Source organism: Alloalcanivorax marinus (genome assembly GCF_016906305.1).
GTDB classification, from domain to species: domain Bacteria; phylum Pseudomonadota; class Gammaproteobacteria; order Pseudomonadales; family Alcanivoracaceae; genus Alloalcanivorax; species Alloalcanivorax marinus.
This window is the reverse complement of sequence record NZ_JADDOL010000004.1, coordinates 238,552-255,022: the sequence shown is the minus strand read 5'-3', so window position 1 is coordinate 255,022 and position 16,471 is coordinate 238,552. Positions and strand designations below refer to the sequence as shown.

The 16,471-nt window shown below is 68.3% G+C and carries 12 protein-coding genes; 4 read left to right on the top strand and 8 right to left on the bottom strand.

Annotated elements, in window-relative coordinates:
* Positions 1-3 precede the first annotated feature (3 nt).
* From IM760_RS05515 to cfa, 4 genes are all read right to left on the bottom strand, one after another.
* Positions 4-1,185 (bottom strand): lipid A deacylase LpxR family protein, encoded by a 1,182-nt coding sequence (locus IM760_RS05515; RefSeq protein WP_204427535.1) that lies wholly within the window; start codon positions 1,183-1,185, stop codon positions 4-6.
* A gap of 326 nt (positions 1,186-1,511) precedes the next feature.
* A complete protein-coding gene (locus tag IM760_RS05510; RefSeq protein WP_239549620.1) occupies positions 1,512-3,818 on the bottom strand; it encodes a TonB-dependent siderophore receptor in 2,307 nt (768 codons plus the stop codon).
* Between the two features lie 105 nt (positions 3,819-3,923).
* Entirely contained in the window at positions 3,924-5,078 is a 1,155-nt protein-coding gene (locus tag IM760_RS05505; protein ID WP_204427534.1) for a sigma-70 family RNA polymerase sigma factor, read from the bottom strand.
* A 113-nt stretch (positions 5,079-5,191) separates the two neighbouring features.
* Entirely contained in the window at positions 5,192-6,352 is a 1,161-nt protein-coding gene (gene cfa / locus IM760_RS05500; RefSeq protein WP_204427533.1) for a cyclopropane fatty acyl phospholipid synthase, read from the bottom strand.
* Positions 6,353-6,619: 267 nt separating this feature from the next.
* Here cfa and IM760_RS05495 point away from each other — a divergent pair, with 267 nt between their 5' ends.
* Positions 6,620-7,657, top strand: a complete 1,038-nt coding sequence (locus IM760_RS05495; RefSeq protein WP_204427532.1) for a metal-dependent hydrolase — start codon at positions 6,620-6,622, stop codon at positions 7,655-7,657.
* A 13-nt stretch (positions 7,658-7,670) separates the two neighbouring features.
* Here IM760_RS05495 and IM760_RS05490 read toward each other — a convergent pair whose 3' ends face one another.
* Complete coding sequence (locus IM760_RS05490) at positions 7,671-8,681, bottom strand: zinc-binding alcohol dehydrogenase family protein (RefSeq protein ID WP_204427531.1); 1,011 nt, start codon at positions 8,679-8,681, stop codon at positions 7,671-7,673.
* 121 nt (positions 8,682-8,802) lie between these two features.
* Here IM760_RS05490 and IM760_RS05485 point away from each other — a divergent pair, with 121 nt between their 5' ends.
* The gene (locus IM760_RS05485; RefSeq protein WP_204427530.1) at positions 8,803-10,287 is read left to right on the top strand and encodes an amidase; all 1,485 of its coding nucleotides are present in this window, start codon (positions 8,803-8,805) and stop codon (positions 10,285-10,287) included.
* Between the two features lie 88 nt (positions 10,288-10,375).
* Here the strand turns inward: IM760_RS05485 and glcF are convergent, their stop codons facing one another.
* Genes glcF through glcD form a run of 3 tightly spaced genes read right to left on the bottom strand, consistent with a single transcriptional unit; the run spans position 10,376 to position 14,185 of the window.
* Positions 10,376-11,623, bottom strand: a complete 1,248-nt coding sequence (gene glcF / locus IM760_RS05480; protein ID WP_204427529.1) for a glycolate oxidase subunit GlcF — start codon at positions 11,621-11,623, stop codon at positions 10,376-10,378.
* A 13-nt stretch (positions 11,624-11,636) separates the two neighbouring features.
* Positions 11,637-12,692 carry a glycolate oxidase subunit GlcE gene (gene glcE / locus IM760_RS05475; protein ID WP_204427528.1) on the bottom strand — a complete coding sequence of 352 codons (1,056 nt, stop codon included), beginning with the start codon at positions 12,690-12,692 and terminating at the stop codon, positions 11,637-11,639.
* Positions 12,692-14,185 (bottom strand): glycolate oxidase subunit GlcD, encoded by a 1,494-nt coding sequence (gene glcD / locus IM760_RS05470; RefSeq protein ID WP_204427527.1) that lies wholly within the window; start codon positions 14,183-14,185, stop codon positions 12,692-12,694. Before glcD ends, glcE begins: the two co-directional genes overlap by 1 nt.
* A gap of 146 nt (positions 14,186-14,331) precedes the next feature.
* Here glcD and creB point away from each other — a divergent pair, with 146 nt between their 5' ends.
* Complete coding sequence (gene creB, locus IM760_RS05465; protein ID WP_338021371.1) at positions 14,332-15,000, top strand: two-component system response regulator CreB; 669 nt, start codon at positions 14,332-14,334, stop codon at positions 14,998-15,000.
* Positions 14,997-16,412: a two-component system sensor histidine kinase CreC gene (creC, locus tag IM760_RS05460; protein WP_204427526.1), complete on the top strand. Its 1,416-nt coding sequence runs from the start codon at positions 14,997-14,999 to the stop codon at positions 16,410-16,412. Before creB ends, creC begins: the two co-directional genes overlap by 4 nt.
* The last annotated feature ends 59 nt before the right edge of the window (positions 16,413-16,471 follow it).

Below are 16,471 nucleotides of genomic sequence, written 5' to 3'. Positions count from 1 at the left end.
TCCTCAGAACGTTTTCGCCAGGATCAGGCCGCCCCACAGCACGTTGCGGTCGGCGGTGCCCTCGCGCACTTCGGAAGTGTGGCCGCGCAGCACATAGCTGACCCGCCAACCGTTATCGAAGGCGTGGGTGTAGCCGAGCCAGGCTTCCAGAATCATATGATTCAGCTCGTCGGAGTCGTAGGTGACTTCGCTGTCGCGGAACTGGCCTTGCAGAAAGGCGTTGTAGCCCCGCGCCACCACCGCCGCGCCGCCCCACAAATAGCTCTCGGTGGGCGCCGCGCCGCCGTTGTCGCGGGCGGCGCCGTCGCCGTAGCTGGTCAGCTCCGGATTGAACCGCCACCAGGGATCGGCCAGGCGGCCGCCGCGAAAACTCAGGCTCCAGCGCGCCTCGGTAATGTAGCCGGCGGAGGCCTGCAGGGTGCTTTTTACTTCCAGGTTATCGCCCACGTCGAAGAACTTCTGGCGGGCCACCGTGTAGCGGGCGGTGGGTTCGCCGCCGTCGCTGACCTGGTGGTCCCAACCTTCCGCCCGTTCGCTGCCGATCACTTTATGGACCGCGTTCTGGCCATTGCCGACGATGGCCAGGCCGAGGGCGCCCACGGTCAGGCTGCTGTACCAGGCCACATTGTTCTGGCGGTCGATCTGGGTGCGTGACTGGGACAGGTAGATCAGGCTGGCGTAGGGCCGGTCGTTGTAGAGCGGTTCGGCCACTTCCTTGGCCTCCGGGGTGAAGCCGAACAGGCCGAACTCAATGCTGTGGCCGTCGATATTCTCCGGCGCCCGGCCGTCCACGCCGAACAGGCGATCCAGACCGGTCAGCAGCGGATTCATGGAGTACCAGGCGTCCCGGGCGTCGCGGCCGGTGTAGGAGAAGCTGAGCCCGTAGGTGTAGTCCTGGTCGCGCCCGGTGGGCACCAGGGCGTCGTTGTCGAACGCGAACGACCAGCTCTCCCGCTCCGGCTCCTGGCGGGGGGCCGGGCGCGGCCGGCGCGGCGTGCGCTCATCGCGATCCAGCTGCGCCAGCTGCACGCCTCCGGAGGACCAGGTGGCGGCGTCGCCGGGCAGGTCCGGCACGGTTTGCGCGCTGGCGGCGCCGGCGCCCAGCAGCAGGGCGGCGGTCAGTCCCAGACCGTATCGGTAATCGGCACGCCGCGTTGTGGCGGCGTTGGCGGAGTCAGTGTCCATCGTTGTCCGTTCCACAGAAATCACGTTAGCGGATCCCGGCCGCCGGTCCCGGCGGTCGCCATTGTCGGACGCTACCCTAAGGCGGCGGCCGCGCGTGGCGGTAGGTCAAAGCTGGGCTTTTCTTGCCTGATTCTGCGTAACGATTTTGTTAGTAGCCGTCCCATGGCCGAGGCCGGGGTCCATCCCGAACGGCACCCTCGGAATGCCGTTCGATGCTTAGCATTGGCGATTTCACGGCGCCGCGCGAGAGCGTCTATGTAAAAGCTTGTGCAAAGGCGGGCGGCCGTGACGGCGTTGTCATGAAAGTCGGTAAAGTTTGAAAAAAATCAACGGAGACGGTAGTTGACCGTGGCCATGACGCTGCGCTCGGCACCGAAGTAGCAGTAGTTGAGCGAATAGCAGGAAGCCACGTACTCCTTGTCGAGCAGATTGTTGGCGTTGATGCGCGCACTCAGGCCGTCCACGCCCAGCGCGGAAAAGTCATACCCCAGCACCGCGTCCACCAGGGTGTAAGCGGGCACCTCCAGCGTGTTCTCCCGGTCGGCCTGGATACCCTGGGTGTAGCGCACGCCGGCGCCCACCTCGAAGCCGGACAGCGGGCCGCCGTCGAAGCGATAGTGCCCCCAGGCGCTGGCCTGGTTGCGTGGCGCCTGGTTGACCCGGTTGCCGTCGATGTCGGGTTCCGCTTCGCGGTACTCGATGTCGGTGTAGGTGTAGCTGGCCTGCACCCGGAAACGGTCGGTGAGCAGCGTCTGGGCCTCCAGCTCCACGCCCCGGGAACGGATTTCGCCCACCGGCAGATAGACCGCCGACTGGGGCTCGCGGATCGCCAGGTTCTCCTGATCGATATGGAACAGGGACAGGGTGTAGAGGCCGCGCCCCCCGCGGGGCTGGTACTTGAGGCCGGTCTCGTACTGAGTGCCTTCGGTGGGTTCCAGCGGGTCCCCGTCGGCGTCGGTGTAGACGCTCGGGTTGAACGACTCGGAATAGCTCACATAGGGGGCGAGGCCGTTGTCGAACCGGTAGAGCACGCCGGCGCGGCCGCTGAACTGTTCCCGGTCCTGGCTGGAGCGGGCGCCGGTGTTTTCGTTGAGGTTGGCGGTGCGCACCCAATCCTGACGGCCCCCCAGGGAGAAACGCCAGCGGTTCAGGGCGATCTGATCCTGCACATACACACCGGTCTGAATCAGCTTGCGCTGATGATGGACCGGGTCGCCGATAGCGGTGGGCGCGGCGCCGTACATCGGGTCGAAGGCGTCGATGGCCGGAAAGGCCCCGTCACTCCAGGCGGCGTCCACGTCGCGATGCTGGTAGTCGACGCCGACCAGCAAGGTGTGTCGGAGGCGGCCGGTGGCGAAATCCGCCCGCGCCTGGTTGTCCACGGTGTAGGCGTCGAGCTGTTCGTCGGCGCCGGAGTAGTAGCGGCTTAATTGATTGCCCGAGCCCACCCAGTCGTAGCTGTAGACCTGTTGCAGGTTCACGTCGCTGGTGATGTAGCGCAGGTTCTGGCGCAGGCTCCAGGTGTCGTTGAGAAAGTGCTGCAGCTGATAGCCGAGCATTTTCTGGGTGCGCTCGAACTGTTCATAGCCCGGCTCGCCTTCGAAGAAATCGTTGTCGATATAGCGGCCGTTGCGGGGGTAGAGCGTGCCTTCAGCGGGCACGCCGCTGTGGCTGCCGCCTTCCGGGTCGTCCTGGTAATAGGCCATCAGATCGAGCTGGGTGTTGTCGCCCAGTGCCAGGGTCAGGCTGGGCATGATCGCGCGGCGTTCCTGTTCCAGGGGGTCGAACTGGGTGTCGCGCTGGTCGGCCAGGCCCACGATCCGGTAGGCCACCCGATCATTGACCGGCCCGGAGAAATCGAACCCGGCACCGCGATAGTCGTGGTCACCGACACCGAAACGCAGTTCCTGACGGGTTTCGAACAGCGGCTTCTTGCTGGTCAGGTTGACCAGACCGCCCGGGGAGGCCCGGCCGTACAGTACCGAGGTGGGCCCTTTGACGATTTCCACCCGCTCCAGGAAATACGGATCGATCTGCAGGGAGCTGAAGGTGCCGCCGTCGCCCATGGTCTTGAGACCGTCCAGATAAATGTTGTCGATGCTGTCGTCGGAGAAGCCGCGCAGCGACACATAGTCATAGCGCTGGGAGGCACCGATCTGATCGGTGAACACCCCCGGCGTATAGCGCAGGCTCTGCTGCACGGTGTCGGAGCCCTGCTCCTCGATTTGCGCGCGTCGCACCACGGAGATCGACTGGGGCGTTTCCAGGGTGGGCGTGTCCACCTTGGTGGCGGCTTCCGCGTTCACCGCCACCGGCGCCAGGGTGCTCTCGGTGACCGGGGCGGGTTCCAGGGTGAGGCTGCCGTCGTCGTTGATCCGGTAACGCAGCCCGCTGCCGGCCAGCAACCGGGCCAGGGCCTGGCGGACGCCGTAGTCGCCGCGCAGGGCCGGGCTCCGTTTGCCGCGGGTGGCGTCGGCGTCGTACAGAAGCTGCTGGCCGGTGGCCTCCGCCAACTCCGCCAGGGCGGCGTCCAGGGGCTGGGCGGGAATGTCCAGCGGTACGGCGCGCACGGCGCCGGCCAGCATCAGCCCGGCGGCGAGCAGCGCCAGGCGGGGGTAAGTCATTGATTTCATGTTGTCGGTACCCTTCTTCCAAAAGTGCGAATGGCAACCATTCGCGACAAAGACACGGAGGAAGACGAACCTGGCGCCGGTTTCTGAACCGGGAAAGGAAAATTTTTAATACAGCACCACCAGACCGGGCAGCCGCAGCACCCGTACCGGCAGGGTCCGGGTGAGGGCGCTTAACACCGCCTCCGGCTGATCGGTGGCGAAGGTGCCGCTGACCCGCTGTCCGGCCAGCGCGTCGTTGAGCAGCACCAGCCGATCCGGATGGTAGGGGCCCAGATCGGCGAGCAGTTCGCCCAACGGGCGGTCCCGGAACACCAGCCGGCCCCGGGCCCAGGCCAGTGCGGCGTCGGCGTCCACCGCCGCCACCGGGCCGAGGCGGCCGTCCCGCCAGTGCACTTGCTGGTCGGCGGTGAGCTGGCGTTCGCGGCGCCCGTCGCTGGCCGCCACGCTGCCTTCGGCCACGGTGAGGCGCACCGTGCCGTCGCGGCGGCGCACCTCGAAGCGGGTACCGGTGACCCGCACCCGGGCGTCGCCGGCCCGCACCCGGAACGGATGGGCCTGGTCGCTGGCCACCTGGAACAGGGCTTCGCCGCGCACCACCTCCACCCGGCGGTGCTGGTCGGTGATGTCGATATTGATGGCGCTGCGGCCGTTCAGAATCACCCGGCCGCCGTCCGCCAGGGTCAGGGTGCGGCGCTCGCCGGCGCCGGTGCGGACGTCCGCGGTCCACAGCGACCAGGGCAGGGCGGCGGCGACCACCACGACCACCACCAGGGCCGCCACCAGCGCGCGGCAGTGGGCCAGGGCCCGGGCGATGTACTTGCCGGCCATGCGCTCGGAGACGCCCAGGCGCTGGCCGATCTCGCGCTGGCTGACGCCGTCCAGACGGTTCCACAGCAAGGCCTGGCGCACCGGGTCGGGCAGGTCGGTGAGCGCCGTTCGCAGGCCGTCCACCGCCTGGGCACTGCTGGCGGCGGACTCCGGCGTGGGGGCGCCGCTTTCCAGATGCAGGTGCGGGTCGCCCAGGGGCACGGTGATCGGGCGGCTTTGCTGCTGGCGCAGGTGGTCGATCAGCAGGTTGCGGGCAATGCGGAACAGAAAGGCGCGGGGGTTGGTCAGGGTCTCGGCGGGCGGATCCAGCCGCCGCAGACGCAGATAGACCTCATGGCACAGATCGGCGGCCTGTTCCGGGGAGTCCAGGCGCCGGCAAAGATAGCCGTTCAGTTCCCCGGCATGTCGTTGAAACAGGTCGTCCGCGTGCATGGGTGCGCCCGCCCCGACAGGGGTCGCGATAGGATTGAGAATGATTCGTGATCCGCTTTGGGCGCATTATGCCACCGCCCGCCGGCCCCGCGCCAGGGCCGGCGTCGCGGCGCTCAGCGGGGGGCGCGATAGGCCTGCACCCGGTGGCCGGGCTTGGAGAAGACCCACTGCCACAACTGGATGGTGCGGGCGCGGAAGGCCCCGGCGCACAGGTTCAGGTAGTAGTGCCACATGCGTTGGAAGCGTTCGTCGTACTGCCCGCTCAGTTCCGGCCAGTGGGCCTGGAAGTTGGCGTCCCAGGCTTTCAGGGTGCGTGCATAGTCCGGGCCGAAATTGTGCAGGTCCTCGACCACGAAGCGGTGCTCCGCCTGCTGGGCGATCTGTTTGATGGACGGCAATTCGCCGTTGGGGAAGATGTACTTGTTGATCCAGGCGTCGTGGCAGTGGGTGCTTTCGTTGTTGCCGATGGTGTGCAGCAGCATCAGGCCGCGATCCTTGAGCAGGCGCCGGCTGGTCTCCATGAAGGTGCGGTAGTTGCGCCGCCCCACATGCTCGAACATGCCCACCGACACCACCCGGTCGTACTGACCGGTCACCGCGCGGTAATCCTTGAGCAGCACTTCCACCGGCAGATGCTTGCAGCGCTCCCGGGCCAGCCGCGCCTGTTCGGTGGAGACGGTGACCCCGTGGGCGCGCACCCCGTAGTGCCGGGCGGCGTATTCCAGCAGGCTGCCCCAGCCGCAGCCGATGTCCAGCAGCGTCATGCCCGGCTCCAGCTCCAGCTTGCGGCAAATCAGGTCGAGCTTGGCTTCCTGGGCCTCATGCAGGGTCTCCGCGTCCTTCCAGTAACCGCAGCTGTAGGCCATGGTCGGGTCGAGCATTTTTTCGAACAGATCGTTGCCCAGGTCGTAGTGCCGCTCCGCCACCTGCCGGGCACGGCGCAGGCTTTGCCGGTTGCGCAGGCTGTGCCCGAGCAACTGCAACGCCAGGGTCCATTTATTCTTGCCCAGGTGGTCGCCGCCGGCGCGCAGAATGCGGAAGGTGAACTCATCCAGGGCGTCGCAGTCCCACCAGCCGTCCATATAGGATTCGCCCAGGCCCAGGGAGCGCTGCGCGGCGATTCTGGAAAGGGTGTCCGGGTGGTGAATCTGGAGGTCCCAGGGGCGCCGGCCATTGATCTGCACATCGGCGTTGGCCAACACCGTGGCGATCAGGTCGTCGATGGCGCGCGATCCGGTGCGGTGCGCGTCGTCCTGGCTGCGTGAGTCGAGCATACGGCATCTCCTGCGTGAGAGGTGAAGACGGTATGGATCTGTCAGCATGGCCGGCATTGACGACCATTTTTTGACGCTCTCCTCACGGACGCAAGCGCTGAAACCGGGAAATCACCGCGCAAGTTTCTTTCACGGGCCGCTTTTTACAATATTATTCAAAGGGTTGACGGTACCGTCGGCGACGGTATGGATGCTTTCTATGGGTGGGATTCAAGGCGCCTCTGAATAACGCCGCTATTTTTCCTTTTGCCTTTTCTGGAGCACGGCATGGATTCTTTGACGCAGGCGGCCCTGGGCGGCGCGCTCGGTGGCGCGGTACTGGGGCGGCGCTGGGGGCGTGGCGCGGTGCTGGCCGGGGCGGCGCTGGCCACCCTGCCGGACCTGGACGTGCTGATTGATTACGGCGACGCGGTGGCCAATTTTTCCGAGCACCGGGGCTTCAGCCATTCGTTGTTGATCCTGACGCCCCTGGCGCTGCTGCTGGCGTTTCTGCTGAGTCGCTGGAAAACCTCGGTGAGCTTCGGACGCGCCCTGGCGTTCACCGGCCTGGTCCTGATCACCCACCCGTTGCTGGACGCCTTCACCACCTACGGCACCCAGCTGTGGTGGCCGCTGGGGCCGCCGGTGGCCCTGAACAGCATTTTCATTATCGACCCGCTTTATACCCTGCCGCTGCTGGTGGCGGTGGTGATCGCCCTGATCCGGCCGCCGGCCACCCGGGCCCTGGCCGTGGGGCTGACGCTGTCCAGCGGCTATTTGCTGTGGAGTCTGGTGGCCCAGCAATGGATGACCCAGCGGGTGGAGGGGGTGCTGGCGGAGCGGGGCATCGAGGACGCCCCGGTGATGGTGCAGCCGATGCCGTTCTCCACCTTTCTGTGGCGCGCCACGGTGATGGCGCCGGCGGCCCGTCTGGAGATGGTCACCGGCGTGTTCGACGGCGATGGCCCGCTCACCGTGGAACGGTTTCCGCGCCGCCCGGAACTGGAGCGGGCGGCGGCCGCCCTGCCGGATGGCCAGCGTCTGGCCTGGTTCACCCGGGGGTTTCTCGATTACCGGCGCAACGGCGACCGGCTGGTGGTCACCGACGTGCGCCTGGGCGTGCCCGGCGCCCATCCTTTCCAGTTCGTGATCGCGGAGCGGGCCCGGGACGGCTGGGCCCCCATGGTGAGCACCCGGCTACCGCGTCCCATGGTCAATGAGGAAGTGTGGCCGCTGCTCTGGCGGCGCACCTTCGCGCTGGCGCCGGTGCTGTGCCTGCACAATCTGCAGCTTGGGGAGTCGCCGGCGGCCTGTGGGCCGCCCTGAGCGGACGGTGTGATCAGTCCCAGCCGGCCAGCACCAGCTTGCCGATGGTGCCGCCGCCCTCGATGCGGCGGTGGGCTTCCTTCAGGTTGCTGGCGTTGATCGGCCCCAGGGTTTCCGCCAGGGTGGTTTCCAGCACGCCTTCGTCCAGCAGCTTCGCCGCCTGGCTGAGAATCTCGCCCTGGCGTTCCATGGCCACGCCGAACAGGGCCCGGGTGAACATGAACTCCCAGGCGAAGCGCGCGCTCTTGGGCTTCAGCGGGTTGGTGTCCAGCGGCCCGCGGGCGTCGACGATGGAGACGATGCCGCCCAGGGGCGCCACCAGTTCACAGACGTCGTTCCAGTAGCCGTCCGGCTCCTGGGCCAGCAGGATGGCGTCCACCTGCTCGATGCCCAGGGCCTTGAGCGGTGCCACCAGGCCCTTGCGGTAGTCGATGGTGTGGTGGGCGCCCATGGCCCGGCACCAGTCGGCGGAGCGCTCCCGGCCGGCGGTGGCGATCACCGTCATGCCGAAGTGGCGCGCCGCCAGCTGCGCGGCGATGGAGCCCACGCCGCCGGCGCCGCCCACGATCAGCAGGGTTTTGCCGTCGGCGTTTTGCGGGGTCAGGCCGAGCTGGTCTTCCAGGGCCTCCCAGGCGGTCAGGGTGGTCAGCGGCAGCGCCGCCGCCTCCTGCAGGCCCAGGCTTTCCGGTGCCTTGGCGACGATGCGTTCGTCCACGCACTGGTACTGCGCGTTGGAGCCCGGGCGCTGCATGGCGCCGGCGTACCAGACCCGGTCGCCGGGCAGAAAGCCGCGCACCTCGGCACCCACCGCCTCGACCCGGCCGGCGGCGTCGAAGCCCAGGACTTTGTAGCCTTTTTCCGCCAGCGGTCGCTGCCGGACCTTGGTGTCCACCGGGTTCACCGACACCGCCTCCACGGCGACCAGCAGATCCCGGGGGCCGGGGGTGGGCTGGTCCAGTTCGATGTCTTCCAGGGCGTGCACGTCCTCGATGGCGCGGGGTTGATTGAAGCCGACTGCTTTCATGGGGCCTCCGGGCTGATGTGCTTCGTGGGGGGATTGTGGCACCGTAGGAGCGGCTTCAGCCGCGATCATCAACGCTGTTATCGCGGCTGAAGCCGCTCCTACAAACAACAAGGATACCATCATGAAATTTGAAGAATACCGGCGCCATGACGGTCTGGGGTTGGCGGAGTTGGTGGCCAAGGGGGAGGTGTCCGCCGGGGAAGTACTGGAGGCGGCGATCCAGCGGGCAGAGGCGGTGAATCCGAAGCTCAACGGCCTGATCATTCCGCTCTATGAGGAAGCCCGGCAACGCGCGGCCGGGCCGCTGGAGGGGCCTTTCGCCGGGGTGCCGATGCTGGTCAAGGACCTGTTCCAGGAAATCGGCGGGGCGCCGTCCTACTCCGGTAACAAGGCGCTCAGGGAGATGGATTTTCGCGCCCCCCGCGACTCGGAACTGGTGCGCCGCTGGAAGGCCGCCGGGGCGGTGCCGTTCGGCCGCACCAATACGCCGGAGTTCGGCTCCAAGGGCGTCACCGAACCGGAGTCCTTCGGCGCCACCCGCAACCCCTGGAACACGGATCACACCCCCGGCGGCTCCTCCGGCGGTTCGGCGGCGCTCACCGCCGCCGGCGTGGTGCCGTTCGCCGGCGCCAACGACGGGGGCGGCAGCATCCGCATTCCCGCCGCCTGCTGCGGCCTGTTCGGGCTCAAGCCCGGCCGTGGCCGGACCCCCTGGGGGCCGGAGTTCACCGAGGCCCTGCACGGCATTTCCGTGAACCATGTGGTGAGCCGCTCGGTGCGCGACTCCGCCGCCCTGCTGGACGCCACCCACGGCGACGAGCACGGCGCCCTGTTCCGCATCGCGCCGCCGGCCCGCGCCTACCTCAGCGAACTGGACCGTGACCCGGCGCCGCTGAAGATCGGCTTCTCCCTGACCTCGCCCATCGGCACCCCGGTGGACCCGGAGGCGGTCAAGGCGGTGGAGGACACCGCTCGCCTGCTGCAGGACCTGGGCCACCAGGTGGAAGAGGCGGCGCCGTCCCTGGACATGATGGCCATGAGCATGGACTGGCTGGGCATCTGGTTCACCAAGTGCGCCGGCGAGGTGGCCCGAGTCAAGGAACTCACCGGTTGCGGCGACGAAGGTTTCGAGCTGGACACCCTGGCCATGGCCGCCTTCGGCCACGCCACCCGCGCCGACGAGTATCTGGGCTTCTACCAGCGCGGCCAGCTCTATGCCCAGCAGCTGGCGGACTTCCACGATCGCTATGATTTCTGGCTCACCCCCACCCTGGCCCTGCAGCCGGCGGCCATCGGTGCCGCCGCCACGCCGGCCTGGCAGCAGAACGCCCTCAAGGTGATCCTCAAGCTGCGCGCCGGCAAGCTGGTGATGAAGTCCGGCCTGGTGGAGCAAATGGCCCGGGAAAACATGAAGTACGTGCCCTTCACCCAGCTCGCCAACTTCACCGGCGTGCCGGCCATGTCGGTGCCCCTGCACTGGTGCGCCAGCGGCCTGCCCATGGGCGTGCAGTTCGTCGGCGCCCACGGCGACGAAGGCCGGCTGCTGGCCCTGGCCGGTCAGTTGGAGAAGGCGAAGCCGTGGTTTGATCGCATGCCGGAGGTTTAGGGCGCCGGGTGTCGTCGATCGCGACTGAAGTCGCTCCTACAGCGGCTCCGAACGCACCGTATGTCCAATGGAAGCGGTAGGAGCGACTTCAGTCGCGATCAAGCATCTCGGATAACGCCTGGTCGAGAATCTCGACCCAATGCCTGACCGGCGTACGCCCGGCCGCGCCCAGATGCATCTGGCAGCCGATATTGGCGGTGGCGATGGCATCTGGCTGGCCGCTTTCCAGGGCGTCGAGTTTGCGGTCGCGCAGTTGCCGGGCCAGGGCCGGCTGGGTGATCGAATAGGTGCCGGCGGAGCCGCAGCACAGGTGGGCGTCCGGCACCGGGGTCAGGTCGAAGCCCAGGCGGGTGAGCACGCCTTCGGTGACGCCGGCCAGACGCTGGCCATGTTGCAAGGTGCACGGGCATTGAAAGGCCAGCCGGCCTTCGGCGTGTACCGCCAGCGCTTCCAAATCCTCTCCGGCGAGAAATTCCGCCGGGTCCCGGGTGTGCTCGCTGACGCGGCGGGCCTTGTCGGCGTAAGCCGGGTCGTCCCGCAGCACCTTGCCGTATTCCTTGATAAAGGCACCGCAGCCGCTGGCGGTGGGAATAATCGCCTCCACGCCGTCGTCCAGGGCGGCGATCCAGGTGTCGATATTGCGTTTGGCCCGGGCCAGGCCCGTGGCCTGGCCGTCGAGATGCCCCCCCAAATGATAATCCACGGCGCCGCAGCAGCCGGCGCCGGACCAGACTTCCGCGCCGATGCCCAGGCGGTCCAGCACCCGGGCGGTGGCGGCGTTGGTGTTGGGCGACAGGGCCGGTTGCACGCAGCCGGCCAGCAGCGCCACCCGGCGTGGGTGGTCGCCACTCGGCCAGTGGCCCGCTGATGGCACCCGGGCGGGGATTTTCTCTTTCAGCGCCGCCGGCGCCAGCGGTCGGGCCAGACGGCCCAGCGCCATCAGCGTGGCGAACAGCCGGGGGCGCGGCATCAGGGCGCGCAGGCCCCGGCGCAGCAGGCGGTCCCGTGGCGAACGGGGCACCCGGCGTTCCAGTTCCGGCCGGGCGATGTCCAGCAGGGAGTGATAGTCCACGCCGGAAGGGCAGGTGGTTTCGCAGGCCCGGCAGCTCAGGCAGGCGTCCAGATGCTGCTGGGTGCCTTCGCCGGGTTCGTTGCCTTCCAGCATTTCCTTGATCAGATAGATGCGCCCGCGCGGGCCGTCCAGTTCGTCGCCGGTGAGCTGGTAGGTGGGGCAGGTGGCGTTGCAGAAGCCGCAGTGCACGCAGCTGCGCAGGATCGATTCCGCCTCCTCGGCGCGGGGCAGCTGGCGGGCGGTGTCGCTGAGTCGGGTTTGCATGGCCGGCCTCCGGTTACAGGTCCGCGTAGAGCCGGCCCGGATTGAAGATCCGGTCCGGGTCCAGGCGGGCCTTCAACGTCTGGTGGTAGCGCAACAGGGGCGCCGGCAACGGCTGAAACGGCGCGTCCTCCGGTTCCTCGCCGCTGAAACGGGTGGCGGAGCCGCCGGCGCTGGCGGCCAGTTGCCGCAGGGTGTCGGTGTCCGCGTCGCTTTTCAGCCAGCGCTGGGCGCCGCCCCAGTCGCTGAGCAGGGCACCGGGCAGGTCCAGCACCGGCGTCGCCGGCGGCAGGGACAGACGCCACAGCGGTTTGGCGCCGTCGAAGAACGGCAGCCGCTGGTCGCGCAGTTTCTCCCAGTAGTGCGCGTCCTCCAGCGGCTCGCCGCCGATCTCCGCCACCGCCGCGTCCACCGAGCCCTGGTTGCCCTCCAGCCGTATTCGCAGCAGCCCGCCGCCGTGACAGGCGGCGGACAGGGGCAGGCCGCGGCGGCGCCAGCCCAGGATGTTGTCCCGGGCCTGTTCGCCGGTGAGCCGCAGCTGCAGGGAACGGGTGGCGCGCGGGCGCGGTAGCACCTTGAACGACACTTCCGTGATCAGCCCCAGGCAGCCGAAGCTACCCGCCATCAGCCGGGACAGGTCGTAGCCGGCCACGTTCTTCATCACCTCGCCGCCGAAGCGCAGGTGCTGGCCTTCCCCGGTGATCACCCGGGTGCCGAGCACGAAGTCCCGCACCGAACCGGCCCAGGGCCGGCGCGGGCCGGCCAGGCCGCTGGCCACCATGCCGCCGACGCTGGCGTCGCCGCCGAACAGGGGCGGCTCGAACGGCAGCATCTGGTCCTGCTCCGCCAGGGTAGCGATCAGTTCGCTGACCCGGGTGCCGGCGCGGGCGGTGACCACCAGCTCGCTGGGGTCGTAATGGACCACGCCGCTGTGGCCCAGGGTATCCAGCACCTCGCCGTCCACCGGCCGGCCCAGGTGGCTTTTGCCCCCGGTGCCGCGCGGGCACAGCGGGCGGCGCTCGGCGCGGGCGGCGCGCACCCGCTCCAGCAGGGCCTCGGACTGGTCACCCATCAAAAACGCTCCAGCTCGGGGAACGGCAGTTCGCCGCGATGAATGTGCATGGCGCCGAACTCCGCGCAGCGGTTCAGGGTGGGGATGTTCTTGCCGGGATTGAGCAGCCGCTGGGGATCGAAGGCGGCCTTCACCGCGTGGAAGCAGGTGATCTCGTCGGCGTCGAACTGGCTGCACATCTGGTTGATCTTCTCGCGGCCCACGCCGTGCTCGCCGGTGATGCTGCCGCCCACCGCCACGCACAGCTCCAGGATGCGTCCGCCCAGGGCCTCGGCCCGGTGCAGCTGGTCACTATCATTGGCATCGAACAGAATCAGCGGGTGCATATTGCCGTCGCCGGCATGGAAGACGTTGGCCACGCGCAGGTCGTATTCCCGGGACAGCGCCTCGATGCCGGCCAGCACCTTGGGCAGCTCCCGTTTCGGGATGGTGCCGTCCATGCAGTAATAGTCCGGCGAGATGCGCCCCACCGCCGGAAAGGCCGCCTTGCGGCCGGCCCAGAAGCGCTGCCGCTCGGCGTCGTCGCGGGCCTGGCGGATGTCGGTGGCGCCGGCGTTTTCCATCACCGCACGCACCCGCTGGCAGTCCTCGTCCACGTCGCTTTCCACGCCGTCCAGTTCGCACAGCAGAATGGCGGCGGCGTCCCGAGGGTAACCAGCGTGCGCGAAATCCTCGGCGGCGCACAGCGCCAGGTTGTCCATCATCTCCAGGCCGCCGGGGATGACGCCGGCGGCGATGATGTCGGCCACCGCCTGGCCGGCGTTCTCCACGCTGTCGAAGCTGGCCAGCAGCACCTTGGCGCAGGGCGGTGCCGGCAGCAGTTTCACGGTGATTTCGGTGACGATGCCGAGCATACCCTCGGAGCCGGTGAACAGGGCCATCAAATCAAAGCCCGGCGTATCCAGGGCGTCGCTGCCGAGCGTCAGGCACTCGCCGTCCACGGTGACGATCTCCAGCTTCAGCAGATTGTGCACGGTGAGGCCGTATTTCAGGCAGTGCACGCCGCCGGCGTTCTCCGCCACGTTGCCGCCGATGGAACAGGCGATCTGCGACGACGGGTCCGGCGCGTAGTACAGACCGTAGGGCGCGGCGGCCTGGGAAATGGCCAGGTTGCGCACGCCGGGCTGTACCCGGGCGGTGCCGGCCTCGGCGTCGATCTCGAGAATGCGGTTGAAGCGCGCCATCACCAGCAGAATGCCCTTCTCCAGCGGCAGGGCGCCGCCGGACAGGCCGGTGCCGGCGCCCCGCGCCACCACCGGCACGCCTTCCTCGCTGGCAATGCGCATCAGCGCCTGTACCTGCGCCAGGGTCTCCGGCAGCGCCACCAGCATGGGCACGGTGCGATAGGCGGACAGGCCGTCGCATTCGTAGGGGGTCAGGTCCTCGCGCCGGTGCAGCAGGCGCAGATCGGGCAGCGCGCGTTGCAGGCGGGCCAGCAGGGCCGCCTTATCCACCTCGGGCAGGGGCCCGTCGAGCCGTTCGTCGTAATGCATGGTTCCGCCGGGCTGATGTTATTGGAATCTCGGAGACCGGCCGTCAGTGTGCAACGGCCCCGGGGTGCCGGCAAGAGCGGGTCGACGTTGGTCGAAAGGCGTCGCGCCGGTGCTATGATGACCGCGTTTTCGCAACGGGGATCACCGTGACGGCGCACATTCTGATCGTTGACGACGAACCGAGGGTGGCGGAGCCGCTGAGCTTCGCCCTGCAGAGGGAACACTTCCGGGTGACCCATGTGGAGCGGGGCGAGCAGGCGCTGGCGGTGCTGGTAGGGGACCCGCCGGCGCTGGTGGTGCTGGACGTGGGCCTGCCGGACCTCAACGGTTTCGAGGTGCTCAAGCGGATCCGCCGGGACAGCGAGGTGCCGGTGCTGTTTCTCACCGCCCGGGAGGACGAACTGGACCGTATCCTGGGTCTGGAGCTGGGCGGCGACGACTATGTCACCAAGCCGTTCAGCCCCCGTGAGGTGGTGGCCCGGGTGCGCGCCATCCTCAAACGCCAGGGCGCCGCGCCGGCGCGGGCCCCGGTGCGGGACTGGCGCGTGGACGGCGATGCGGCGCGGGCCTGGTTCCGCGATCAGCCCCTGTCCCTGACGCTTTCCGAATATCGGATTCTGGAAGCCCTGGTGCGTCACCCGGGCCGGGTATTCAGCCGCGCCCGGTTGCTGGATATCTGCGGCAGCGAGGAAGACAGCTTCGAGCGCGCCGTGGACACCCATATCAAGACCCTGCGGGCCAAGCTGCGGCCGCTGGGCGGTGACGGTTGGATCGCCACCCGGCGGGGCCTGGGCTATGTGTTGGAACGGCCATGAAGCTGAGCCGCCAGCTGCTGCTGATTTTCTTCCTGGTCATGGGGCTGGTGAGCTGGTTCACCATGGACCTGGTGCTGGGCGAGGCCAAGCCGCTGGTGCGCCAGTCGGCGGAGGAAACCCTGGTGGACGCCGCCAATCTGTTGGCGGAAATCATTGCCTCGGACGCACGCGACCAGCGGCTCACCATCACCCCGGACTTGCGCGCCGCGCTGCAGCGCTACGCGGAACGCGCCCCCGCCGCCACCATCTGGGGGCTCGACAAGAACCGCACCGACACCCATGTGTACGTCACCGATGCCCGGGGCGTGGTGCGCTTTGATTCCCAGGGCCTGAACGAGGGCGAGGATTTCTCGCGGTGGAACGATGTGCTGCTGACCCTGCAGGGCAAGTACGGCGCCCGCACCACCCGCTCCGACCCGGACGATCCCACCTCCTCGGTGCTGTACGTGGCGGCGCCGGTGCGTCACGACGGCACCTTGATCGGCGTGGTCACCCTGGGCAAGCCCGGCGCCTCGATTCAGCCGTTCGTGGCCCAGGCGGAGGCGCGACTGATCCGCTACGGTTGGATGGCGCTGGCGGTGTGTCTGCTGCTGGGCGTCGGCCTGGCCTGGTGGATCAGCCGCCGGGTGGGCCGCCTGCGTGCCTATGCGCTGGCGGTGGCGGAAGGCGGCCGGCCGGCGCCACCGCGCTTCCGGGTGCGCGATGAAATTCACGATCTGGCGCGGGCGGTCACCGCCATGCGTCGCGGGCTGGAGGAACGGTCCCGCCTGGAAAATCACACCGCCATGCTCACCCACGAAATGAAAAGCCCGCTGGCGGCGATTCGAGGGGCCGGGGAAATTCTCGCCGAGGAAGTGGCCGACCCGGCGCTGCATCGCCTGACCGACAATGTGGTGCACGAGAGCCAGCGGCTCAGTGATCTGCTGGATCGCATGCTGGCGCTGGCGCGGCTGGAGAAACTGGAAAGCCTGCCGCCCCGGCGCGATCAGGGTCTGGCGCCGCTGCTTGACGAGTGGCGCCGCAGCCGCCAGGTGCTGCTCGATGAAAAGACACTGACGGTGGCGCTGGAGGGTGAGGCGGTGCTGCGCGTGGACCCGGACACCGCCCGGCTGGCGTTGTTCAACCTGCTCGACAATGGGCTGCGCTTCGCCGACCCCGGCTCCACCCTGGTGGTGGCCGGCTGGCGGCACGGCGATACCGGCGGTGTCACCGTGACCAATCACGGGCCGCGCATTCCGGACTATGCGCTGGACCGGGTCAGTGAACGGTTTTATTCCCTGCCGGCGCCGGGCCACGAGAAAAGCTCCGGGCTGGGCCTGGCCATGGTCCGCGAAGTGGCCGAACTGCACGGCGGCTGGCTGCGCGTCGAAAACCTCGACCACGGCGTCCGCGTTACGCTTTGCCTCGGCTGACGACGCACACGCAATCCCCACAATTCCCCCATCTTCACCGGGCAAGCTGGCCGCTCCGA

Coding starts and splice junctions, on each gene's coding strand:
- IM760_RS05495 (WP_204427532.1), top strand. CDS start 6,620: ATGGATTCTTTGACGCAGGCGGCCCTGGGCGGCGCGCTCGGTGGCGCG.
- IM760_RS05485 (WP_204427530.1), top strand. CDS start 8,803: ATGAAATTTGAAGAATACCGGCGCCATGACGGTCTGGGGTTGGCGGAG.
- IM760_RS05515 (WP_204427535.1), bottom strand. CDS start 1,185: ATGGACACTGACTCCGCCAACGCCGCCACAACGCGGCGTGCCGATTAC.
- glcE (WP_204427528.1), bottom strand. CDS start 12,692: ATGGGTGACCAGTCCGAGGCCCTGCTGGAGCGGGTGCGCGCCGCCCGC.
- IM760_RS05505 (WP_204427534.1), bottom strand. CDS start 5,078: ATGCACGCGGACGACCTGTTTCAACGACATGCCGGGGAACTGAACGGC.
- cfa (WP_204427533.1), bottom strand. CDS start 6,352: ATGCTCGACTCACGCAGCCAGGACGACGCGCACCGCACCGGATCGCGC.
- IM760_RS05490 (WP_204427531.1), bottom strand. CDS start 8,681: ATGAAAGCAGTCGGCTTCAATCAACCCCGCGCCATCGAGGACGTGCAC.
- creC (WP_204427526.1), top strand. CDS start 14,997: ATGAAGCTGAGCCGCCAGCTGCTGCTGATTTTCTTCCTGGTCATGGGG.
- glcF (WP_204427529.1), bottom strand. CDS start 11,623: ATGCAAACCCGACTCAGCGACACCGCCCGCCAGCTGCCCCGCGCCGAG.
- glcD (WP_204427527.1), bottom strand. CDS start 14,185: ATGCATTACGACGAACGGCTCGACGGGCCCCTGCCCGAGGTGGATAAG.
- IM760_RS05510 (WP_239549620.1), bottom strand. CDS start 3,818: ATGAAATCAATGACTTACCCCCGCCTGGCGCTGCTCGCCGCCGGGCTG.